Here is a 20,750-nt window from a genome sequence, read left to right as displayed (position 1 = left end):
GGGCTCCGCCCCGGACCCCGGCGGGGACTGCGTCCCCTGCACCCCTCGCGGGGCTCCGCCCCTGCACCCCGAAAAGGGGGTGCGCCCCTCGTTCCGCATCGGGTCCGGATGTGCTGGACACCCGCACGAGCCCCTGACGTCTGGGCCCGCCGGAGGCCCGGATGTCCTGAGCACCCGCCGGAGGCCCGAATGCCCTGAGCGCCCGCCGAAGGCCCGAGTGTGCCGGACACCCGCATCAGGGCCCGAGTGTGCCGGACAGCCGCATCAGGGCCCGGGTGGGACGGGCACCCGCATCAGGGTCCCGGGGGGTGGGCATCCGCATCGGCCGAGTCTGCTGGAAGCCCGCGTCGGGCCCGCGTGCGTTGGACGCCCACAGTAGGCCCGCGTGCGTCGGACGCTCACATCAGGCCCGCGTGCGTTGGACGCCGCAGTAGGACCGGTGCGATCGGTCGGCGCGGTCGGCTCGCGTGTCCTGGGCCCTCGCGTCAGGCTCGGATGCGCTGAGCGAGCGGGGGCCCTGGCGCTCAATCCCCTCGCCGTGTTCCGCCCGCGTGGAGTTCGGGCCCCGCGTGGGGCCCGGGTCCGGCTCGGAGGTCGGAGGCGGGGGTGGGTAGAGCCCCCTCCGCCTCCGGGTGGGCCTGAGCCGGCGGGCCAGCCGGCTCACCCGGGCGGTGGAGCTGCCTGCCCCCCGGGGGGCTTACTGCTGGGGGTGGTGGGGCGGGATGGGCGGGAGGTCGCCGGACGACTCGTAGCCGTCGAGCATGTCGATTCGGCGGATGTGACGTTCGTCACCGGAGAACGGTGTGCTGAGGAACGTCTCGATGAACGCCGTCGCCTCGTCCTGCGAGTGCATGCGCGCGCCCACGGCGACGACGTTCGCGTTGTTGTGCTGGCGGCCGAGCGCCGCCGTCTCCTCGCTCCAGGCGAGGGCCGCGCGGACGCCCTTGACCTTGTTCGCGGCGATCTGCTCGCCGTTGCCGGAGCCGCCGATGACGATGCCGAGGGCGTCGGGGTCCGCGGCCGTCCGCTCCGCGGCGCGGAGGCAGAAGGGCGGGTAGTCGTCCTGGGCGTCGTAGATGTGCGGGCCGCAGTCGACGGGGTCGTGACCCGCCGCCTTCAGCCACTCGACGAGGTGGTTCTTGAGTTCGTAGCCCGCATGGTCCGAGCCGAGGTACACGCGCATGGGACGAGTGTGACACGGGTGTTTCGGGGCAGGCGCGCGGGGTGGCGCTCATGAAAACTTGACGTGAGTGTGAGCCGGTAACTGAAGCTCAGGAAAACCTCAAGTAACAATCTGGATTCAAAGGTTCTCCTCTTCGTTCACCTCCGATTCACTGGACCGGCTCGTACACCGCTCGTACGAGAGAACAGCTCCCCGGCGCAAAGGAAATCCGTTCCATGACCTCGCAGCCGACTCTCAAAACGACAGGAAACGAACCCGGTGACGGCTCCGGGCTCCAGGCCGGGCTGAAGAGCCGACATCTGTCGATGATCGCCATCGGTGGCGTCATCGGGGCGGGCCTGTTCGTCGGGTCCAGCTCCGGTATCGCCACCGCCGGGCCCGGCATCCTGCTGTCGTACGCCCTCGTCGGCACGCTCGTCGTTCTGGTGATGCGGATGCTCGGTGAGATGTCGGCCGCCAACCCGACGTCGGGTTCCTTCTCCGCGCACGCCGACCGCGCGCTCGGGTCCTGGGCCGGTTTCTCCATCGGCTGGCTGTACTGGTTCTTCTGGGTGGTCGTGCTGGCGGTCGAGGCGACCGCCGGTGCCGTGATCCTGGAGGGGTGGATACCGGCCGTGCCGCAATGGGCCTGGGCCCTGATCGTGATGCTGGTGCTCACCGCCACCAACCTCGTCTCCGTCGGGTCGTACGGAGAGTTCGAGTTCTGGTTCGCCGGGATCAAGGTGGTCGCGATCGCCGCGTTCATCGTCATCGGCGGGCTGGCCGTGTTCGGGCTCCTGCCGGGTGTGGACAGTGAGCAGGCCGGGCTGAGCAACCTCACCGAGCACGGGGGCTTCCTGCCCCACGGTCCCGGCGCGATCCTCACCGGTGTGCTGCTCGTCGTCTTCTCCTTCATGGGCAGCGAGATCGCCACCCTGGCCGCCGGTGAGTCCGAGAACCCGCAGCAGGCCGTCACCAAGGCCACCAACAGCATCATCTGGCGTGTCGCCGTGTTCTACCTCGGCTCGATCTTCGTCGTGGTGTCCCTGCTGCCCTGGGACAGCAAGTCCATCACCAAGGACGGCTCGTACGTCGCCGCGCTCGACTCCCTCGGGATTCCGCACGCCGGCCAGATCATGAACTTCATCGTGCTGACCTCGGTGCTGTCCTGTCTCAACTCCGGCCTCTACACCGCCTCCCGCATGGCCTTCTCGCTCGGCCAGCGCGGTGACGCGCCGAAGGGCTTCGCCCGGACGACCGCCAACGGCGTGCCGCGCACGGCGATCCTCGCGTCCGTCGCCTTCGGATTCGTCGCCGTGTTCTTCAACTACAAGTTCCCGGACTCCGTCTTCCTCTTCCTCGTGAACTCCAGTGGCGCTGTGGCCCTGTTCGTGTGGCTGGTGATCTGCTTCTCCCAGCTGCGGATGCGGAGGATCATCCAGGCCGAGGCGCCCGAGAAGCTCGTCGTGAAGATGTGGCTGTACCCGTACCTGACCTGGGCGACGGCCGCGCTGATCGTGTTCATCCTCGGTTACATGCTCACCGACACCGAGCACGACGGGCGCCAGACCATGCTGTTGTCGCTGCTCGTCGCGGCGCTCGTCCTCGCCGTCGCCTTCGTGAAGGAGCGGGTCCTCGGGGGGCGGCGGGCCGCCGCTGCCGCCGCGCAGGCGCAAGGACAAGGACAGGGACAGGCGCAGGACGACAGGCGGGACGAGGTTTCGGCCGGCTGACCGGCCTTTTCCCGGTGCCCCCCGTTCATGGTTCGTGGTGAACGGGGGGCTTTTCCGTTGCCGCCTACAGCACCGTGAAGCTGTCCTTGACCTTCTCGTACGTGCGGAGGGCTTCCGGTTCGATGCCGGAGTCGTACCAGGTGTTGACCTGGTACGACTTGCCGCCCGAGTTGAAGCCGAGCAGGCGGGCGTGCCAGTGGACGCCCTTCAGCGTGAACGTGTACTCCCAGACCACCGCCGGATGGCCGCGGAACGTCGTCTCCTCCAGGCGGACCTTCTGGTAGTCCTCGCCCTGTTGGGCGTTGCGCTCCGAGGTCTGCCAGGTCTCCAGCAGGTCGCCGCGGGCCAGGGACGACTTGCCGACGAGTTCCTGCGTGCCGTCCGGGGAGGTGTAGTGCACCTCCGCGCCCGTCTTCACGTCCCGCCGCCAGCCGTCGGGTGTCGCCCAGGCGAATCCGCCGGCCTCCCGGTGCGCGCCCGGCGGCAGGCTCTGCGGCCTGGACGTGCCGTCGACGGTGGGTGAGGGGGTGGAGTCGGAGGTGGAGTCGGGGGTGGACTCTGTGGTGGGTTGGGCGGAGGCCGAGGAGCCTGCGCGGGGGGCGTCGTCGCCCGGTGAGCCGGATGTCGTCGCCAGCACGATTCCTACGACGGCGCCGACCGTCGCGACCGTGGCTGCGGCGGCGGCGAGCATCGTACGGCGGTGGCCGGTGCGGGGGCGGGCCGAAGCCGGTGTGGCGGGGCCGGGGAGCTCGCCCGGCGGCATCGCGGTGGGTGCCGGGTGGGGGCGGCACTCCGTCGCCGCCTGTGCTCGGCTGAGGGAGACGGGGCCAGGGCGGGGGGTGGTCGTGGTGGCGTGCGGTGTAGTGGTGTGTGGCGGGTCGGGGTGCGGGACGGGCGCGGGCTCGGATTCGGGCTCGAGTTCGGGCTGTCGGTCCGGCCTCGCGGCGGCGGGGTCCTGAGCGGGGGCCGCATGCGACACCGGCTCCACATCCGACGGCTCCGCCCATCCTGCTGTCCCTTCCCGCCGTTCCCGTATCGCCCCCACCGGCACCGTAGGCGTCGGTGCGGGGAACGCGACCGGCTCCAAGGCCGCTTCCAGTTCCTCCAGTCCCGGGCGGACCGATGGTTCCTTTTCCAGCAGGGACGTCAGGATGTCGCGCAACGGACCGGATGCGGCGGGGAGTTCGGGTTCCTCGTACAGGACCGCGTGCAGGGTCGCGAGCGTGGTGTCGCGGGCGAAGGGGGAACGGCCGCCGAGGGCGGCGCAGAGCGTCGCGCCGAGGGACCAGACGTCGGACGGTGGGCCCTGCGGGCGGCCGGAGATGCGCTCGGGGGCCATGTAGTCGGGCGAGCCGACCAGCATGCCGACCATGGTGAGCGCCTTGGCGTCCTGGATCGCGGCGATGCCGAAGTCCGTGAGGACGACCCGCCCGGAGGCGGTGCCGCCTCCCGGCCCGGCCGGCCCGCTCCAGGTCTCCACCAGCACGTTGCCCGGCTTGATGTCCCGGTGCAGCACTCCCCGCGCGTGGACCTGCCGTAGCGCCGCGACCAGGCCGAGTCCGAGCCGGGCCGTGGCAGGGGGACTCAGTGGGCCGTCCTCCGCGAGGATCTGTTCGAGGGAGCGGCCCGCGACCAACTCCATGACGATCCACAGGCGTTCGCCTTCGTCGACCACGTCGTAGACCCGTACGACGTTGGGGTGGTCGATCCTGGCCGTGGCCCTGGCCTCGCGCAGGGTGCGTTCGCGGCGGGTCCTGCTGTCCTCCGCGTCGAGTCCGTCGATACGCATTTCCTTGACGGCGACCTGCCGGTCGAGTATTTCGTCGGCGGCTCGCCACACCCGCCCCATTCCCCCCTGCCCGATACTTTCGACCAGCCGATAGCGCCCCGTCACCAATATCCCTGGAACACCGCCGATGTTCGCATTCCCCGGCAATCCGCTGCACCCCCTTCACGACGCCGCGACCGACTCCAGTGAAACACAACGGTCACACTTCGCGCCGTACCAGGATAGTGGCGGGAAATCTTGTGGTAGCTCTTTCAGTACTGGCGAATTCTGGTGCAGGCCAGGGCAGTCCAGGGGGACGCAAAGGGGGGCGAACATGAGTTCTCGTCGCACGGCGGCGGTCGCGGGATCGCTGGTGGCAGCATCTTTCTCGGCCGTGGTGATCCTTTCCGGAACAGCCGGAGCGGAAGACGAAGGGCCCGCGAGCAGCAAAGGGGGGAAGGTCGTTGACGAGGCACCGGCGGGGGTGAAGCTGACCACGCTGCTGCCCGAGAAGATCTCGGTCGACAACGACTCCGAAAAGACAGCACTCACCGCGACGGTGAAGAACGAGGGGAACAAGGACAGCGGGAAGATCCAGCTTTTGGTCGTCGGTTTCGACGGGCTCACCGTCAAGAACGTCCAGGGATGTTCCCCGATAGCCGAGAACAATCTTCCGGAGGGTTCGAACAGCGGTTTCAGCTGCCCTCTCGACAATCTCGCGGCCGGTGAGTCGAAGTCGTACGCCGTCGACGCGACGTACGACCTGGGCAAGACGGGGAAGATCTGTCTGCCCGTGCAGACGGGCGACGGGAAGAAGACGTTCTGGCAGCAGGGCCCGGTGCCGTTCGGCACGACGAATCCGTCGCCGGACGCCCCGGCGACGCCGCTGCTGCTCGGCACCGACAACGAGCCGGTCTCCCCCGGCAAGCCGGATTCCCCGGGCGGCAAGGAACTGCCGAAGACCGGTCCGGCGCGCGATCTGCTGCCGCTGGGGGCGGCCGGTGCGTCGCTGCTCGCGGCGGGCGTGGCCGGGATGTGGTGGTCCCAGCGGCGGCGGCCAGGGGTTCAGGAGGGCTGATCCGGCCCCTGCCGACCGTACTTACGCCCAGAGGCCCGACGGGGGGGTGATGCCCCCGTCGGGCCTCGGGCTTCTGGGCAACGCCTGCGGGTTCAGCGCTTGTTCGCGAACTTCCATGCCGTCGGCAGCGCCCCCATCGCCAGCGCCGCCTTCAGCGCGTCGCCGATCAGGAACGGCGTGAGGCCGGCGGCGATCGCGGCGGTGGCGGACATGCCGGTGGCGAGGGCCAGGTAGGGCACGCCGACGGCGTAGATGATCGCCTCGCCCACCAGCATCGTGCCCGCCATGCGCAGCATCGAGCGGTCGGCGCCGCGGCGGGCCAGGGCGCCCACCACCGTGGCGGCGAGGATCATGCCGAGGATGTAGCCGAAGGAGGGGGCGACGCCGGAGGTGCCGCTCGCGAACCACGGCACACCGGCGAGGCCCGCCACGGCGTACAGCGCCAGGGCGAGGAAGCCGCGGCCGGCGCCGAGGGAGGTGCCGACGAGCAGTGCGGCGAAGGTCTGGCCGGTCACCGGCACCGGGGAACCGGGCACGGGCACCGAGAGCTGCGCGGCGAGGCCGGTGAGCGCGGCTCCGCCGAGCACGAGGGCCGCGTCCCGGACACGGGACGCGGGCAGCAGGTCGGCGAGGACCTGCCCGGTGCGGGCGGGTGTGGCGGCAGCGGTGCTCATGGGGACTCCGCGGGAGTGAGGGCCGTTCGGGACACCGTGACGCTATCCCAGCGTCCTCGCCCCGATCACCGTCAGCGCTCGACAAAGGCGCGAACGCGCGGTTGGTCGACTCCGGACAAAAGATGGGGGGTGCACCGGGCGTGAAGTGATGCCGGTCACGGTGGCAGCGAGGCTTCGGTCACGGGGCGGGCGCGCGGGCCGACTGTAGGGTTTCGCCAAATCGCCTTCTGGACGGGTGTCAACCCTCCGGTTACGGACACTCACAGTGCGCGCTCCGGGTGTCCGCATGATGGACAGCCCTCCCCGTCGGCCGGGTGGACCGCCCAGACTGGCGGCGTTTTTGCCCTCTCACGCCTCTCACGCATTGGACGATCCGCGCCCATGCCCAGCAGCACCACCACGGAGACGCAGCCCAGCACGGACGACGTCTCCCTCTCCCATGGCCTGAAACAGCGCCACCTGTCGATGATCGCCCTCGGCGGAGTGATCGGCGCCGGACTGTTCGTCGGTTCCGGTGCGGGCATCGCCGCCGCCGGTCCGTCGATCGTGGTCGCCTACGCCCTCTCCGGCCTCCTCGTGATGCTGGTGATGCGGATGCTCGGCGAGATGTCGGCCGCGTATCCGTCGTCGGGTTCGTTCTCGGCGCACGCGGAGCGGGCGATCGGCCCCTGGGCCGGGTTCACCGCCGGATGGGCGTTCTGGGTACTGCTGTGCACGGCCGTCGGCCTGGAGGGCATCGGTGCCGCGCAGATCGTGAGCGGCTGGCTGCCGGGCACGCCGGAGTGGGCGTGGGTGGCGCTGTTCATGGTCGTGTTCTGCGGCACGAACCTCGCGGCCGTGAAGAACTTCGGCGAGTTCGAGTTCTGGTTCGCGGCCCTGAAGGTCGGCGCGATCACCCTGTTCCTGGCGCTCGGCGTCCTGGCGATCCTCGGGATCCTGCCCGGCACGGACTCCCCCGGCGCCTCGCACCTCACCGACTTCCTCCCCAACGGCGGTGAGGGCCTGGTCATCGGTCTGCTCGCCTCGGTCTTCGCCTACGGCGGGCTGGAGACGGTCACCATCGCGGCGGCCGAGTCGGAGAACCCCGTCAAGGGCGTGGCGAGCGCGGTCCGTACGGCGATGTGGCGGATCGCGCTGTTCTACGTCGGCTCGATGGCGGTCATCGTCACGCTGGTGCCGTGGGACTCCAAGGAGGTCGTCGAGAAGGGCCCGTACGTGGCCGCCCTCGACGAGCTCGGCATCCCGGGCGCCGGCCAGCTGATGAACGTCGTCGTGCTGGTGGCGCTGCTGTCCGCCATGAACGCCAACATCTACGGCGCTTCCCGCATCGCCTACTCGCTGGTGGAGCGCGGCCAGGGCCCGAAGGCGCTGGGCCGGGTCTCGGGCGGGGTCCCACGGATCGCCGTGCTGGCCTCCTCCGTCTTCGGGTTCCTGTGCGTGCTGCTGAGCTACTGGCGGCCGGACGACGTCTTCTCCTGGCTGCTGAACATGATCGGCGCGGTGATCCTGGTCGTCTGGATCTTCATCGCCGTCTCGCAACTGCGGCTGCGGCGGCGCCTGGAGCGGGAGACGCCTCAGAAGCTGGTCGTGCGGATGTGGGCGTTCCCGTGGCTGACGTGGGTCGCGCTGGCCGGTATGGCCGCCGTCTTCGTCCTGATGGCCCGCCAGCCCGACACACGGGTGCAGCTGTACTCGACGGGCGGGATGACGCTGGCCCTGGCGGCCGTCGGGTACGCGTGGCAGAAGGCGCGCGCCCGGCAGTAGGAACCCCCTGGCGTCCCCGTCCCACGGCGAAAGGCCTCCGCGAGACACGCGGGGGCCTTTTTGTGTGCCCCAGGCACCCGGCACCGCCCTCTTGCTGTTAGCGTGCAGTTGCAAGACTATTGCAATAAGAAGCCCGGAGGGGATCCCGCCCATGCCCGTCTACGCGTTGCCCGACCTGCCCTACGACTACTCCGCGCTCGCCCCCGTGATCAGCCCGGAGATCATCGAGCTGCACCACGACAAGCACCACGCGGCCTATGTGAAAGGCGCCAACGACACGCTGGAGCAGCTTGCGGAGGCGCGGGACAAGGGGACGTGGGGGGCGGTCAACGGGCTGGAGAAGAACCTGGCCTTCCACCTGTCCGGGCACATCCTGCACAGCATCTACTGGCAGAACATGACCGGACCGAAGGACGGCGGCGGTGAGCCGCTCGCGCAGGACGGTGTGGGTGAGCTCGCGGACGCGATCGCCGAGTCGTTCGGGTCGTTCGCGAACTTCAAGGCGCAGTTGTCCAAGGCGTCGGCGACCACGCAGGGCTCGGGCTGGGGCGTGCTGGCCTACGAGCCGCTGAGCGGGCGGCTGATCGTGGAGCAGGTCTACGACCACCAGGGCAACGTCGGCCAGGGCTCGACCCCGATCCTCGTCTTCGACGCCTGGGAGCACGCCTTCTACCTCCAGTACCGCAACCAGAAGGTCGACTTCATCGAGGCCATGTGGCAGGTCGTCAACTGGCAGGACGTGGCGCGGCGGTACGAGGCCGCCAGGTCCCGCGCGGACGTGCTGCTGCTGGCGCCCTGACGGCCGCGTGCCGCCGAGTCGTCCTGCCTCGTGATCGTCTTCTCACCCTTCACGACCGGCAGGCGGAAGAAGGAAGCCCCCGCGAGGACGTGACTCGCGGGGGCTTTCCGTGCGTGCGCTACGGCTTGCGGCCCAGGCCGCCGTGCTGGCCGATCGGCTCCGTGGGGGCGCCCGGCTCGGGGTGCCACAGCGGTACCGAGACCACGCCCGGTTCCACCAGCTCCAGGCCATCGAAGAAAGCCTCGATCTGCTCGACCGGCCGCAGGTGGTACGGGACCGCGCCGGTCTCGTTGTAGGCGTCCTGGGCCTGCTCGTAGGCCGGGTCGGTGCCGCGCGATCCCTCGTTGAGGGAGAGGTAGCTGCCGGAGGGCAGACCGGACAGGAGGCGGCGGACGAGGTCGCGGGCCTCGTCGTAGTCGGCCACGTGGCCCAGGATGCCGCTGAGGATCAGGGCCGTGGGGCGGGCGAGGTCGAGCGTCTTGCCGGCCGCCTCGATGATGCGCTCGGGCTCGAAGAGGCTGATGGGCTCGTACGCCGTCGCGCCCTCGGGGGTGGAGGTGAGCAGGGCGCGGGCGTGGGCGAGGACCAGCGGGTCGTTGTCGACGTAGACGATCCGCGACTCGGGGGCGAGGCTCTGGGCCACCTCGTGGGTGTTGTCGACGGTCGGCAGGCCGGTGCCGACGTCGAGGAACTGGCGTACACCGGCCTCCTGGACGAGGTGGCGGACGCTGCGGCCGAGGAAGGCGCGGCTGCCGCGGGCGATGGTGACGATGCCCGGGAACACGGCGGTGTAGGCATCACCGGCCGCCTCGTCCACCGGGTAGTTGTCCTTGCCGCCCAGCCAGTAGTTCCAGATCCGGGCCGAGTGCGGCACCGAGGTGTCGATCTGCGTCATGGGCTCATAGTGCTACGGCACGTCCGCCTCGCACGGCACATTGAGTGAGAGGAGTGCGGCGGAACCGTCGGGGTTCATGCGCAGTTCGCTGATCGCCGCGTTCCGCAGGCGCGGGAACACCCTGCGGTACTCGCCGGCCGGGATCGACAGCAGGGTGCACAGGACCAGGCGCAGCAGGGTGTTGTGGGCGACGACGAGGACGCGCCCGCCGGGGTGGGCGGCGGTGATGCGACGCAGGGCCGCTGCCCCGCGGGCCGCTGCCGCCGTCGGGTCCTCGGCGCCGGGGAAGGGGTGGGCGACGGGGTCGGCGCGGAAGGCGGCGGCCCGGTCGGGGTTCTCGGCCTCGAACTCGGCGAGCGTACGGCCCTCCACGACTCCGAAGTCGCATTCGGCGAGGCCGGGTTCGCGCCGCGGGACCAGGCCCAGGGCCCGGCAGGCGGGTTCGGCGGTGGCGGCGGCCCGGGAGAGCGGGGACGTCCAGATCGCGTCGACGGGGTGGGCGGCGGCCCAGCGGCCGAGGGCCTCGGCCTGGGCGCGGCCGGTGTCGGTGAGGCCGATGTCGCTGACGCCGGCGTACCGGTTCTCGGCGTGCCAGATGGTCTGTCCATGGCGGGCCAGCAGGAGCGTGGTGGTCATGACTCCCCAGTGTCCGGGTGCAGACGGGTCAGGGCGTGTTCCGCTACGGGGGCGGGCAGCCAGCCGCGCTCCCGCAGGGCGTGGACGAGACGGGCGTACGGCTCGGCGAAGGCCGCCGTGCGCTCGGGGCGGGGTTCCAGGACGGTTCGGACGCGGACCATGCGCTCGGCGACGTCCGCGAGCGCGCCCGTCCCCGACGCCCCGTACGCGGCCAGCGCGGCCATGCCCAGGGCCGGTTCGGTCTGCTCGGGGACGCGGGCGGGGCGGGCCAGGATGTCGGCGCGCAGCTGGTTCCAGTAGCGGCTGCGCGCGCCGCCGCCGGTGAAGGTGAGCGGGCCGTCGAGCGGGGCGCCGAGGTGGTGCAGGTAGTCGAGGCAGAGGCGTTCGGCGAAGCCGACGCCCTGGAGCAGCGCGGCCCACAGACCGGCCTCGCCCTCGGGTTCGCCCAGGACCAGGGCGGTCGCGTCCGGCGCGCGGAACGGGAACCGCTCCCCCGGCGAGACCAGCGGGTAGGCGACCGCGCGGGACGGCTCGAACGCCGCCGCCCGCTCGTCCATCGTGGCGGGGTCGGCGTCCGGGAAGTGCGCCGTGAGCGCCCCGGCGCCGACGCTGGACGCCCCGCCGGGCAGCCAGGTGCCGTCGGGGGCGCGGTGGTTGTAGACCACTCCCGTGGGGTCCCGGACCAGGTCGCGGGCAGCTCCCTTCAGGACGAGGGTCGTGCCGAGCACCGAGTTCCAGGAGCCGGGGCGCAGCGCGCCCGAGGCGATCTGGGCCGCGCAGCCGTCCGTCATTCCGGCGAGCACCGGGGTGCCGGCGGGGATGCCGGTGGCGTCGGCGGCGTCCGGGCCGACCTCGCCGAGGCGGGTGCCCGGGCGTACGACGTCGGGCAACAGGCGGTCGGGGACGCCGAGGTGCGCCAGGGCGGCCTCCGGCCAGGCCTCCGTGTGCAGGTCGTAGCCGGTTTTGAGGGCGTGGCTGGAGTCCGCCGGGGGCGGTTCTCCGGTGAGGCGGGTGATGACCAGGTCGGGCTGGTGGGCGAGGCGGAGCCGCGGGGCGGGTGTCCGTGCGCCGGCGCCGGCCGCCCGGCCGCCCCTCGCGCCGCCGCCGTACTCCCCCAGCAGCCACAGCGCCTTCGGCAGCGCCCAGGTGTCCTGGACCGCGAGCCCCGCCTCCCGGGCCCGCGCCGCCTCGGCCGCCGCGCGGCCGTCGTCGTACATCAGCGCGGGGCTCACCGGGCGGCCCGAGCCGTCCGTGAGCAGGACCGTGCCGGACGTGCCGCACACCGCGAGGCCGCCGACCGGCACGCCGGGCGCGGAGCCGAGCGCCGCCCGGGAGGCCGTGCACAGCGCCGACCACCACTGCTCCGGGTCCTGCTCGTGCCGCACCCCGTCCCGCCGCCCGGTCAGCGGTGCCGAGCCGCTGCCGAGGACCCTGCCGGCGGCGGTGACGAGCAGCACGCGGACGCTCTGTGTGCCCAGGTCGATGCCGAGCCAGCCCGCACCCTCGTCCGCCATCCGGGACCTCCCACGACGTCGCAGCCGGATCTGTGAACTTCTCACTGTGCCCCGATATTTTCCCGTGCGCGAGGGATTGACGCCCAACTTCAGCCGTTCCACCCTCTGTTAACGAGTCGACTCGACGTGTTAACCAGCCCCAGCCCCCACGTGGAGGTACGGATGGACACGCACGTGCACGACCGGCGGCGCTTCCTCGCGCTCGCCGCCGGGGCTGCCGCGGCCCCGCTGCTCACGGCCTGCGGCGCCGGTTTCGGCGGCGACGACAGCAAGAGCGACGGGTCCGCCGCGGACGACGTCACCGGCTCCTTCGACTGGAAGCGGGAGAAGGGCACCACCGTCAAGGCGCTGCTCAACAAGCACCCGTACACCGACGCGTTGATCGCCGACCTGAAGTCCTTCACCGCGAAGACCGGCATCAAGGTCGAGTACGACGTCTTCCCGGAGGACAACTACTTCGACAAGCTCACCGTGGACCTGTCCAGCGGGCGTGCCTCCTACGACGTTTTCATGCTCGGCGCGTACATGGTGTGGCAGTACGGTCCGCCGAACTGGCTGGAGGACCTCGGGCCCTGGATGCGCAACTCCTCGGCGACGGGCGCCGAGTGGGACCAGGCGGACTTCTTCCCGAACCTGCTCCAGGCCGACCAGTGGTCGCTGAAAGCGGGCGCGCCGCTCGGCCAGGGCGGGCAGTACGCGCTGCCGTGGGGCTGGGAGACGAACGTCGTCGCCTACAACACGGAGGTGTTCGGGAAGCTGGGCCTGAAGCCGGCCGAGACCTTCGAGGAACTGACCGAACTCGCCGGCACCATCAAGCAGCGGGCGCCGGGCGCGGGCTTCGACGGGATGTACGGGATCGCCGTACGCGGGTCCAGGAGCTGGGCCACCATCCACCCCGGCTTCATGACGATGTACGCCCGCAACGGGCTGAAGGACTTCACGGTCGACGGTGGGAAGCTCACCCCCGCCATGAACAGCTCCGAGGCCGTCGCCTTCACCGAGGACTGGGCGCGCATGGTCAAGCGGGGCGGGCCGCCGTCCTGGACGTCGTACACCTGGTACCAGTGCTCCAGCGACCTGGGCGCGAAGAAGGCCGGGATGCTGTTCGACGCCGACACGGCCGCCTACTTCCAGGCCGTGAAGGGGGCCAGCCCCGCCTCCGGGAAGATCGCCTTCCACCCCGGCCCGAAGGGGCCCGACGGCTCCCTGGCCACCAACATGTGGATCTGGTCGCTCGGCATGAACGCCAAGAGCAAGAAGAAGAGCGCCAGTTGGCTGTTCCTGCAGTGGGCGACCGGCAAGGAGCACCTGCGCAAGAGCGCGATCACGCACAACCACATCGACCCGGTGCGCAAGTCGGTCGCCGACGACGCCGCGTACAAGGACAAGATGCGGCATCTGCCGGGCTTCCTGGAGACCTTCGAGACGGTCGTCGACCAGACGAGGATCCAGTTCACCCCGCAGGCGCAGTTCTTCGACGCGACGACCAGCTGGGCCGCCGCCCTCCAGGAGATCTACGGCGGCGAGGACGCGAAGTCCGTCCTGGACGGGCTGGCGGACGACCTCGCCGACAAGGTGCGTTAGCCGATGCGGCCGGCGCTGCGCCCGTACCTCCTGATCGTCCCCGCACTGCTGCTGACCTGCGGGATCCTCTACCCCTTCGGGCTCGGCCTGTACTACACGCTCTTCGACTTCTCGGCGAGCAAACCGCAGCCGGACATGGTGGGGTTCGAGAACTACAGAGCCGTCTTCACCCAGGAGGCGTTCTGGAACTCGGCGTGGGTGACGGTGCTGTACGCGGTCGGGGCGGCCCTCACCGAGACCGTGCTCGGGGTGGCCGTCGCCCTGCTGCTGCACCGCTCGACGCTGGTGGGCCGGGTGCTGGAGAAGGTCCTGATCCTGCCGCTGATGATCGCCCCGGTGATCGCGGCGATCATCTGGAAGCTGATGCTCCAGCCGTCCGTGGGGGTCGTCAACTACCTGCTGAGGCCCTTCGGTCTCGGCGGGGTGCAGTGGACCGACACCCCGACGGGCGCCCTCCTGTCGTCGATCGCCGTGGACGTGTGGGTCTACACGCCGTTCGTGGCGATCCTCGCCCTCGCTGGTCTGCGGTCGCTGCCCACCTCCCCGTTCGAGGCGGCGGCCGTGGACGGCGCGGGGTGGTGGTACACGTTCCGGCGGCTGACGCTGCCGATGCTGTGGCCGTACGTGCTGGTGGCGGTGATCTTCCGGTTCATGGACTCGCTGAAGGTGTTCGACATCATCTACGCCCTCACCGAGGGCGGGCCCGGTGACTCGACCGTCGTCCTCCAGATCCGGGCGTATCTGGAAGCCATCCGCTTCCAGCGCTACTCCTTCGGGATCAGCTACACGATCGTGCTGTGGGCCGTGGTGTACCTGGCCGCGATGGTGCTGGTGAAGCACCTGGGGAAGATCCAGCGCCGGGCCGCGGAGGTGACCTGAGTGAAGAAGCGTGCGCTGGGGTGGCTCGCGGACGCCGCCCTCGTCCTCTACTTCGTCTTCGCGCTGTTCCCGATCGCCTGGATGGTGATCCTGTCGCTGAAGCCGGCGAACCAGCTCTTCTCCACCTACTTCTCCTTCTCCCCCACCCTCGACGGTTACCGGACGGTTCTCGGCGACAGCGAGGGCATCCCGTTCGTGCGGTTCTTCGTCAACAGCCTGGTGGTGTCGGTCGGCGCGGTGGTGCTGTCGCTGGTGGTCGGGCTGCCGGCCGCGTACGCCTCGGCGCGGTGGCGGTTCAAGGGCTCCGAGAACCTGATGTTCACGCTGCTGTCGTTCCGTTTCGCGCCCGAACTGACCGTGATCATCCCGCTGTTCGTGCTGTACCAGAAGCTCGGGCTGTTCGACACGTACGTCGGCATGGTGTGGGTGCTGCAACTGGTCACGCTGCCGCTGATCGTGTGGATCATGCGGTCGTACTTCGCCGACCTGACGCCGGAGCTGGAACAAGCGGCCCTGCTGGACGGCTACACCCGCAAACAGGCGTTCTTCAAGGTGGCCCTGCCCCTGGTCAAGCCCGGTATCGCGGCCGTGTCGCTGCTGGCCTTCATCTTCGCCTGGAACAACTTCGTCTTCCCGCTGATCCTCACCTCCAACGAGGCCCAGACGGTGACCGTGGGCGCGCTGTCCTTCCTCGGCGGCGACCGGCCCAAGTACAACCTGACAGCCGCGGCCGCGCTGGTGTCCGTCGTGCCGCCGCTGCTGCTGGCGCTGACGATCCAGCGGTATCTGGTGCGAGGACTGTCGTTCGGGGCGGTGAAGTCGTGATCAGGCTGAGCGGGATCCGGAAGACGTACGGGAAGACCGTCGCGCTCGACGCGCTCGAACTGGAGGTGCGGGAGGGCGAGTTCTTCTGCCTGCTGGGCCCGTCGGGCGCGGGCAAGACCACGACGTTGAAGACCGTCGCCGGGCTCGAACAGCCCGACTCCGGCACGGTCGTGCTCGACGGCGAGGACATGCGGGGAGTGGAGCCGTACGACCGGGGGGTGGCGATGTGCTTCGAGAGCTACGCCCTCTACCCGCACCGCTCGGCCTACGACAACCTGGCCTCCCCCCTGCGCTCGCCCCGGCATCGGCTGCCCGCCGCCGAGGCCCGGCAGCGGATCGGCGCGATCGCCGAACTGCTGGGCATCTCGGGGCTGCTGGACCGGCCCGTGGGCCGGTTGTCCAACGGGCAGCGGCAGCGTGTCGCACTCGGCCGGGTGCTGGTCCGCCCCGCCCGGGCCTTCCTCCTCGACGAGCCGCTCTCCCACCTCGACGCCAAGCTGCGCCAGCAGATGCGGGCCGAGCTGAAGGCGATCGGGGCCGTGCAGCACACCACCACCCTGTACGTCACCCACGACTCGGTCGAGGCGCTGGCACTCGGCGACCGGATCGGGGTGATCCGGCAGGGGCGGATCGTGCAGACGGGCACGCGGGAGGAGATCTGGTACCGGCCCCACGACACGGAGGTCGCGCGGGCCTTCGGGCGGCCCCGGATCAATCTGCTGCCGGGGGTGGTGACGGAGAGCGGGGTGCGGTCGGACGGCGGGGTCGAACTGCCGGTCCGGGCGCAGGCCACGCCCGGCACCGAGGTCCTGGTCGGGCTGCGGCCCCGGGACATCGCCCTGCACGGCGAGGGGCACGAGCTCGCCGGGACCGTGTACGTCACCGAGGTGCTCGGCCGGTCCGTCGAGGTCACCGTCCGGCTCGGGACCGGGGAGCAGCGGGTGTCGCTGGTGGCGCCCCGGGCGGACGCGGCGCGCCTTCGTCCGGACGATCCGGTACGGCTCGCGGTCCGGCCTGAGAACCTGCTGCTGTTCGAGGCCGACCGGCCGGAGCGACCGGGACGACGGATAGAGACACAGCGATGAGCAGCAGTGGTGGACAGCAGGGACCGGCGGCGCGGCAGGCGGCCATGGCCGAGCGGGTGCTGGCAGACGGATCGGCGACGGCGGCGGAGCTCGCCGAGCGGTTCGGGGTGAGCCTGATGACCATCCACCGGGACCTCGACGAGCTCGAACGGCAGGGCATCGTCCGCAAGTTCCGGGGCGGGGTGACCGCGCAGCCGTCGGGCGTCTTCGAGTCGAACGTGCAGTACCGGCTGAAGACCATGCGGGCCGAGAAGGCCGCCGTCGCCGAGCACGCGCTGCGGATGGTGGAGCCCGGCATGGCGATCCTGCTGGACGACTCCACCTCCACCCTGGAGATAGCCCGGCGTCTGCGCTCGGGCGAGGTCACGCCGCTGACGGTCGTCACCAACTTCCTGGAGGCGATCAACCTGCTGGCCGACCAGCGCGGCATCCACCTGATGGCGCTCGGCGGCGACTACGACCCGCTGCACTCCTCGTTCCTCGGGGTGTCCTGCGTGGAGGCGGTCGAGCAGCTCCGGGTGGACCTGTGCTTCGCGTCGACGTCGGCCGTGCACCGGGGTTACGCCTACCACCAGGAGCAGCACATCGTGTCCGTGAAGCGGGCGATGCTCGACGCGGCGGCACGCAACGTCCTGCTGATCGACCACACCAAGCTCGGCCGGGTCGCCCTGCACCGGGTCGTCCCGCTGTCCCGTTTCGACCTGCTCCTGGTGGACGACGGGGCGTCGGCGGAGGCGCTGCGGGACCTGGACGAGCACAAGGTCCGTTACGAGGTCTGTGCGACGAAGGGCAGCGATGACCGAGCTGGAGCTACGTGATCTGCGCAAGACCTACCGGGCCCGGGGTCGTCCGGGCGTGGACGCGGTGCGCGGTCTCGACCTCGCGCTGCGTTCCGGGGAGCTGCTGGGGCTGCTCGGCCCGTCGGGCTGCGGCAAGTCGACGACGCTGCGGATGATCGCCGGGTTGGAGTCGGTGACCGGCGGGGACATCCTGGTCGGCGGGGCGTCGGTGGTCGACCGGCCCGCGCAGCAGCGCAACATCGGGGTCGCGTTCGAGAACTACGCGCTGTATCCGCCGCTGTCGGTCGCGGAGAACCTGGCGTTCGGTTTGAAGGCCCGGGGCCGTAAGGGTCGTGGGGATGTCGACCGCACGGTGAAGGAGATCGCCGAGCGGGTCGGTCTGACCGATCTCCTCGACGCCCGCCCGGCCGGCCTGTCCAGCGGCCAGAAGCAGCGCGTGTCGCTGGCCCGGGCCCTGATCCGCGAACCGGACGTGCTGCTGCTCGACGAGCCGCTCTCCCATCTGGACGCGGCCCAGCGGGACACCACGCGCCGCGAACTCAAGCGCATCCAGAAGGATCTGGGCCACACCACGATCCTGGTCACCCACGACCAGGAGGAGGCCCTCTCCCTCGCCGACCGGATCGCCGTGATGAAGGACGGCGTCATCCAGCAGCTCGGCACCCCCTACGAGATCTACGACAGCCCGGCCAGCGTGTTCGTGGCGGACTTCGTCGGCGAGCCCGCGATCACCCTGCTGCCCGGTATCGCCGGCGGCGACGGCCACGCCCGCCTCTCCGACTCGGTGCGGATCGCGCTGCCCGTGCCGGTGGAAAAGGGCCGGGAGGTGGTGGTCGGGATCCGCCCGGAGGACGTCCGGCTCACCGCCGAAGAGGGCCTGCCCGCCCGGGTCGTCGCCCACGAACCCCTGCTGGAGTCGGGCCTGGCGACCCTCGCCCTCGACGGGGTCGAACGGCACCTGGTCGTCCTCACCGACCCCGAGGTGCGGCTCGCCCACGACGAGCGGGTCCGCGTCGCCGCCGACCTCCGGCACACCCACGTCTTCGACGCCGAGACAGGAGAAACTCTGCGATGACTGCCGGGAACAGCGTGCGTGTGGTGGCCGCCGGTGACCACTTCGTCCTGCCGTCGCTGATCACACGGGCGGTGGAGCACGAGGTGGAGCGGGCCCGGGTGACGGAACTGAGGCTCGGCTGGCCGCTGGAGCCGTTCGGGCCGGTCGCCGAGGTGCAGGAGGCCAGTGACGCCGAGGACGAGATGATCGAGGCGCTGGCCGGGGCGCAGGTGCTGGTCACGCAGATGGGGCCGGTCACCGAGAAGGTGCTCGCCGCCTGCCCGGATCTGAGGCTGGTCGTGGTCTGCCGGGGCGGCCCGGTCAACGTCAACCTGGACGCGGCCAAGCGGCGTGACGTGCGGGTGTGCTTCGCGCCCGGCCGCAACGCCGCCGCCACCGCCGAGTTCACCGTCGGCATGATGCTGGCCGCCCTGCGCCGCATCCCCCAGGCCCATGATCCGCTGGCCCGGCAGGGCAGTTGGGAGGGCGCGACGTACTACACGTACGAGCAGAGCGGCCTGGAGCTGGAGGACCTGCCCGTCGGGCTCGTCGGGTACGGCGCCGTCGGCAGCCGGGTGGCCCGCGTGCTGTGCGCGTTCGGGGCACGGGTGATGGTGTACGACCCGTATGTGCACGGCGAGATCCACGGACTGCGCGTTACCTCGCTGGACGAACTCCTGCGCCGCTCCCAGGTGATCACCCTGCACGCCCGGCTCACCCCCGAGACCCGGGGGCTGATCGGCGCCCGGGAGCTGGGGCTGCTGCCGTCGGGCGCGGTGGTGGTGAACGTGGCCCGGGGCCCGCTGCTGGACGAGGGCGCGCTGTGCGACGCGCTGGAGAGCGGGCAGGTGTCGGCGGCGGCGCTCGACACGTACGAGCGGGAGCCGCTGCCGGCGGAGTCCCGGCTGCTGGGACTCTCCGAACGTGTGGTGCTCACCCCTCACCTGGGCGGCGCCTCGCGTGCGGTCGCGGAGAAGGCCGCGCGGATCGCCGCCGAGGAAGTGGGCCGCTGGGTCCGTGGAGAGCCCCTCGCCCACTGCCTGACCTGAGACCTGGAGGAGAGCCGCATGTACGTCGGTATCGATGTGGGCACGTCCATGGTCAAGGCGGCGGCCTTCGACGACACGGGCCGGGAACTGGCCGTGTCGTCCCGCCCGGTGGACCTGACACTGCACGGCGGGTTCGTCGAGCAGGACATGGACGAGGTGTACGGGGCGGTCGTCGCCGTGCTCGACGAGCTCACCGGGCGGGTCCCGGGGCCGGTGGAGCTGGCCGGGCTCACCGGGCAGGGCGACGGGGTGTGGCTGGTCGACGGGGAGGGGCGGCCCGTGCGGGCGGCGGCCTCCTGGATGGACGGGCGGGCGCACGAACTGGTCGACCGGTGGCTGGCCGACGGTACGTTCGAGACGGTGTTCCGGCGGACCGGCAGCGCGATGTTCCCGGGTTGTCCGGGGCCGCTGCTGGCCTGGCTGGACAGCAACGAACCGAAGGCGCTGGATGCCGCGAAGGCCGCCGTGTACTGCAAGGACATGGTGTTCCAGCGGCTGACGGGGGCGGGTCCGGCGACGGATGTGTCGGACGCGTCGATGCCGTTCCTGGACCCGCGCACCCGGACGTACGACAACCGGGTCGTGGAGCTGCTGGGTCTCACGCACCGCCGCGGGTTGCTCGCCCCGGTGAGCGACCCGGTCGCCACGGCCGAGGCGCGGGGCGAGGGCCTGCCGTCCGGCACGCGGATCGCGAACGGCCCGTACGATCTGCCTGCCTGTGCGCTGGGCGCCGGGGTGACGGCCCCCGGGGACGGTCTGCTGATCGTCGGGACCTGTCTGGCCAGTCTGGTCGCCACGACCGAGCTGGACCTGACGGGCGAACCGGCGGGCCTGTACATCTCCACCGACCGGCCCGGCCACTGGCTGCGTGCCATGCCCGCGATGGTCGGCACGGCGGCCCTGGACTGGGTGCTGTCGACGACGGGCGTGCGGCACGACGAGGTGGACGGCCTGCTGGCGCAGACCCCGCCGGGCGCGAACGGCGTCCGCGTGCTGCCGTACTTCGCGCCCTCCGGGGAGCGGGCGCCCTTCGTCGAGCCCCGGCTGCGTGCCGAACTCACCGGTGTCTCCCTGGAGTCGACCCGGGGCGACCTGGTCCGCGCCACCTGCGAGGGCATCGGCTACGCGGCCCGGCACTGCCTGGAGGCGGCGGGCCTCGAGGGGAATCTGGCCGTCTGCGGCGGCGGCACCCGCAGCCCCGCCTGGATGCGGCTGCTCGCCGACGTGCTCGGGCGGCCGCTGCGGGTCGTCGAGGGCGAGGTGGGCGCGCGGGGCGCGGTCCTCGCGGCGGCCGAGCGGTACGGGGTGCCGCTGGACGCGCGGGTGTGGACCCGGCCGACGGAGGTCGTCGAGCCGGACCCGGCACGGGCCGCGTCCTACAGCAAGGGCTACGAGGAGCACCTGGTCCGGCTCGCGCAGGCGCGGGCCCGGGCACGCACATGAATCCACCT

Annotated in this window: 18 protein-coding genes; 12 read left to right on the top strand and 6 right to left on the bottom strand. The window is 71.1% G+C overall.

Annotated elements, in window-relative coordinates:
* Positions 1-697 precede the first annotated feature (697 nt).
* On the bottom strand, positions 698-1,183 hold the full coding sequence (locus tag ACZ3I3_RS27220) for a ribose-5-phosphate isomerase (protein WP_467369310.1): 486 nt from the start codon (positions 1,181-1,183) through the stop codon (positions 698-700).
* A gap of 215 nt (positions 1,184-1,398) precedes the next feature.
* On the opposite strand from ACZ3I3_RS27220, the gene ACZ3I3_RS27215 reads away from it, so the two are divergent.
* Complete coding sequence (locus ACZ3I3_RS27215) at positions 1,399-2,895, top strand: amino acid permease (RefSeq protein WP_467369308.1); 1,497 nt, start codon at positions 1,399-1,401, stop codon at positions 2,893-2,895.
* 64 nt (positions 2,896-2,959) lie between these two features.
* On the opposite strand, the gene ACZ3I3_RS27210 is transcribed toward ACZ3I3_RS27215, so the two are convergent.
* Positions 2,960-4,744 (bottom strand): serine/threonine-protein kinase, encoded by a 1,785-nt coding sequence (locus tag ACZ3I3_RS27210; RefSeq protein WP_467369323.1) that lies wholly within the window; start codon positions 4,742-4,744, stop codon positions 2,960-2,962.
* A 253-nt stretch (positions 4,745-4,997) separates the two neighbouring features.
* Here ACZ3I3_RS27210 and ACZ3I3_RS27205 point away from each other — a divergent pair, with 253 nt between their 5' ends.
* Positions 4,998-5,741, top strand: coding sequence for a hypothetical protein (locus ACZ3I3_RS27205; RefSeq protein ID WP_467369306.1), 744 nt, complete (start codon positions 4,998-5,000; stop codon positions 5,739-5,741).
* 92 nt (positions 5,742-5,833) lie between these two features.
* Here ACZ3I3_RS27205 and ACZ3I3_RS27200 read toward each other — a convergent pair whose 3' ends face one another.
* Positions 5,834-6,415, bottom strand: a complete 582-nt coding sequence (locus ACZ3I3_RS27200; protein WP_399408832.1) for a biotin transporter BioY — start codon at positions 6,413-6,415, stop codon at positions 5,834-5,836.
* Between the two features lie 381 nt (positions 6,416-6,796).
* Here ACZ3I3_RS27200 and ACZ3I3_RS27195 point away from each other — a divergent pair, with 381 nt between their 5' ends.
* Positions 6,797-8,179 carry an amino acid permease gene (locus ACZ3I3_RS27195; RefSeq protein ID WP_467369302.1) on the top strand — a complete coding sequence of 461 codons (1,383 nt, stop codon included), beginning with the start codon at positions 6,797-6,799 and terminating at the stop codon, positions 8,177-8,179.
* Between the two features lie 151 nt (positions 8,180-8,330).
* Entirely contained in the window at positions 8,331-8,978 is a 648-nt protein-coding gene (locus tag ACZ3I3_RS27190; RefSeq protein WP_467369300.1) for a superoxide dismutase, read from the top strand.
* 118 nt (positions 8,979-9,096) lie between these two features.
* Here the strand turns inward: ACZ3I3_RS27190 and ACZ3I3_RS27185 are convergent, their stop codons facing one another.
* From ACZ3I3_RS27185 to ACZ3I3_RS27175, 3 genes are read right to left on the bottom strand one after another with little or no spacing between them, the layout of a single operon-like run.
* A complete protein-coding gene (locus tag ACZ3I3_RS27185) occupies positions 9,097-9,873 on the bottom strand; it encodes an SAM-dependent methyltransferase (RefSeq protein WP_467369298.1) in 777 nt (258 codons plus the stop codon).
* Positions 9,874-9,885: 12 nt separating this feature from the next.
* Complete coding sequence (locus tag ACZ3I3_RS27180) at positions 9,886-10,509, bottom strand: histidine phosphatase family protein (RefSeq protein WP_467369297.1); 624 nt, start codon at positions 10,507-10,509, stop codon at positions 9,886-9,888.
* Positions 10,506-12,023 carry an FGGY-family carbohydrate kinase gene (locus tag ACZ3I3_RS27175; RefSeq protein WP_467369295.1) on the bottom strand — a complete coding sequence of 506 codons (1,518 nt, stop codon included), beginning with the start codon at positions 12,021-12,023 and terminating at the stop codon, positions 10,506-10,508. The genes ACZ3I3_RS27180 and ACZ3I3_RS27175 overlap by 4 nt, the downstream gene beginning before the upstream one ends.
* 162 nt (positions 12,024-12,185) lie before the next feature.
* Between ACZ3I3_RS27175 and ACZ3I3_RS27170 the strand changes: the two genes are divergently transcribed.
* From ACZ3I3_RS27170 to ACZ3I3_RS27135, 8 genes are read left to right on the top strand one after another with little or no spacing between them, the layout of a single operon-like run.
* Positions 12,186-13,607: an ABC transporter substrate-binding protein gene (locus ACZ3I3_RS27170; RefSeq protein WP_467369293.1), complete on the top strand. Its 1,422-nt coding sequence runs from the start codon at positions 12,186-12,188 to the stop codon at positions 13,605-13,607.
* A 3-nt stretch (positions 13,608-13,610) separates the two neighbouring features.
* Positions 13,611-14,486 (top strand): carbohydrate ABC transporter permease, encoded by an 876-nt coding sequence (locus tag ACZ3I3_RS27165; protein WP_467369291.1) that lies wholly within the window; start codon positions 13,611-13,613, stop codon positions 14,484-14,486.
* Positions 14,487-15,311 (top strand): carbohydrate ABC transporter permease, encoded by an 825-nt coding sequence (locus ACZ3I3_RS27160; protein ID WP_467369289.1) that lies wholly within the window; start codon positions 14,487-14,489, stop codon positions 15,309-15,311.
* On the top strand, positions 15,308-16,396 hold the full coding sequence (locus ACZ3I3_RS27155) for an ABC transporter ATP-binding protein (protein ID WP_467369287.1): 1,089 nt from the start codon (positions 15,308-15,310) through the stop codon (positions 16,394-16,396). Before ACZ3I3_RS27160 ends, ACZ3I3_RS27155 begins: the two co-directional genes overlap by 4 nt.
* A complete protein-coding gene (locus tag ACZ3I3_RS27150) occupies positions 16,393-17,214 on the top strand; it encodes a DeoR/GlpR family DNA-binding transcription regulator (RefSeq protein ID WP_467369285.1) in 822 nt (273 codons plus the stop codon). Before ACZ3I3_RS27155 ends, ACZ3I3_RS27150 begins: the two co-directional genes overlap by 4 nt.
* Positions 17,192-18,271 (top strand): ABC transporter ATP-binding protein, encoded by a 1,080-nt coding sequence (locus ACZ3I3_RS27145; protein WP_467369283.1) that lies wholly within the window; start codon positions 17,192-17,194, stop codon positions 18,269-18,271. Before ACZ3I3_RS27150 ends, ACZ3I3_RS27145 begins: the two co-directional genes overlap by 23 nt.
* The gene (locus ACZ3I3_RS27140; protein WP_467369281.1) at positions 18,268-19,299 is read left to right on the top strand and encodes a 2-hydroxyacid dehydrogenase; all 1,032 of its coding nucleotides are present in this window, start codon (positions 18,268-18,270) and stop codon (positions 19,297-19,299) included. The genes ACZ3I3_RS27145 and ACZ3I3_RS27140 overlap by 4 nt, the downstream gene beginning before the upstream one ends.
* An 18-nt stretch (positions 19,300-19,317) precedes the next feature.
* Entirely contained in the window at positions 19,318-20,742 is a 1,425-nt protein-coding gene (locus tag ACZ3I3_RS27135; RefSeq protein WP_467369279.1) for an FGGY family carbohydrate kinase, read from the top strand.
* Positions 20,743-20,750: the final 8 nt, after the last annotated feature.

Source organism: Streptomyces sp. NPDC016851 (genome assembly GCF_055562795.1).
The sequence above is the reverse complement of the archived record's forward strand: the minus strand, read 5'-3'. Positions and strand labels throughout refer to the sequence as shown.

Coding starts and splice junctions, on each gene's coding strand:
- ACZ3I3_RS27220 (WP_467369310.1), bottom strand. CDS start 1,183: ATGCGCGTGTACCTCGGCTCGGACCATGCGGGCTACGAACTCAAGAAC.
- ACZ3I3_RS27215 (WP_467369308.1), top strand. CDS start 1,399: ATGACCTCGCAGCCGACTCTCAAAACGACAGGAAACGAACCCGGTGAC.
- ACZ3I3_RS27210 (WP_467369323.1), bottom strand. CDS start 4,744: ATGGGGCGGGTGTGGCGAGCCGCCGACGAAATACTCGACCGGCAGGTC.
- ACZ3I3_RS27205 (WP_467369306.1), top strand. CDS start 4,998: ATGAGTTCTCGTCGCACGGCGGCGGTCGCGGGATCGCTGGTGGCAGCA.
- ACZ3I3_RS27200 (WP_399408832.1), bottom strand. CDS start 6,415: ATGAGCACCGCTGCCGCCACACCCGCCCGCACCGGGCAGGTCCTCGCC.
- ACZ3I3_RS27195 (WP_467369302.1), top strand. CDS start 6,797: ATGCCCAGCAGCACCACCACGGAGACGCAGCCCAGCACGGACGACGTC.
- ACZ3I3_RS27190 (WP_467369300.1), top strand. CDS start 8,331: ATGCCCGTCTACGCGTTGCCCGACCTGCCCTACGACTACTCCGCGCTC.
- ACZ3I3_RS27185 (WP_467369298.1), bottom strand. CDS start 9,873: ATGACGCAGATCGACACCTCGGTGCCGCACTCGGCCCGGATCTGGAAC.
- ACZ3I3_RS27180 (WP_467369297.1), bottom strand. CDS start 10,509: ATGACCACCACGCTCCTGCTGGCCCGCCATGGACAGACCATCTGGCAC.
- ACZ3I3_RS27175 (WP_467369295.1), bottom strand. CDS start 12,023: ATGGCGGACGAGGGTGCGGGCTGGCTCGGCATCGACCTGGGCACACAG.
- ACZ3I3_RS27170 (WP_467369293.1), top strand. CDS start 12,186: ATGGACACGCACGTGCACGACCGGCGGCGCTTCCTCGCGCTCGCCGCC.
- ACZ3I3_RS27165 (WP_467369291.1), top strand. CDS start 13,611: ATGCGGCCGGCGCTGCGCCCGTACCTCCTGATCGTCCCCGCACTGCTG.
- ACZ3I3_RS27150 (WP_467369285.1), top strand. CDS start 16,393: ATGAGCAGCAGTGGTGGACAGCAGGGACCGGCGGCGCGGCAGGCGGCC.
- ACZ3I3_RS27145 (WP_467369283.1), top strand. CDS start 17,192: ATGACCGAGCTGGAGCTACGTGATCTGCGCAAGACCTACCGGGCCCGG.
- ACZ3I3_RS27140 (WP_467369281.1), top strand. CDS start 18,268: ATGACTGCCGGGAACAGCGTGCGTGTGGTGGCCGCCGGTGACCACTTC.
- ACZ3I3_RS27135 (WP_467369279.1), top strand. CDS start 19,318: ATGTACGTCGGTATCGATGTGGGCACGTCCATGGTCAAGGCGGCGGCC.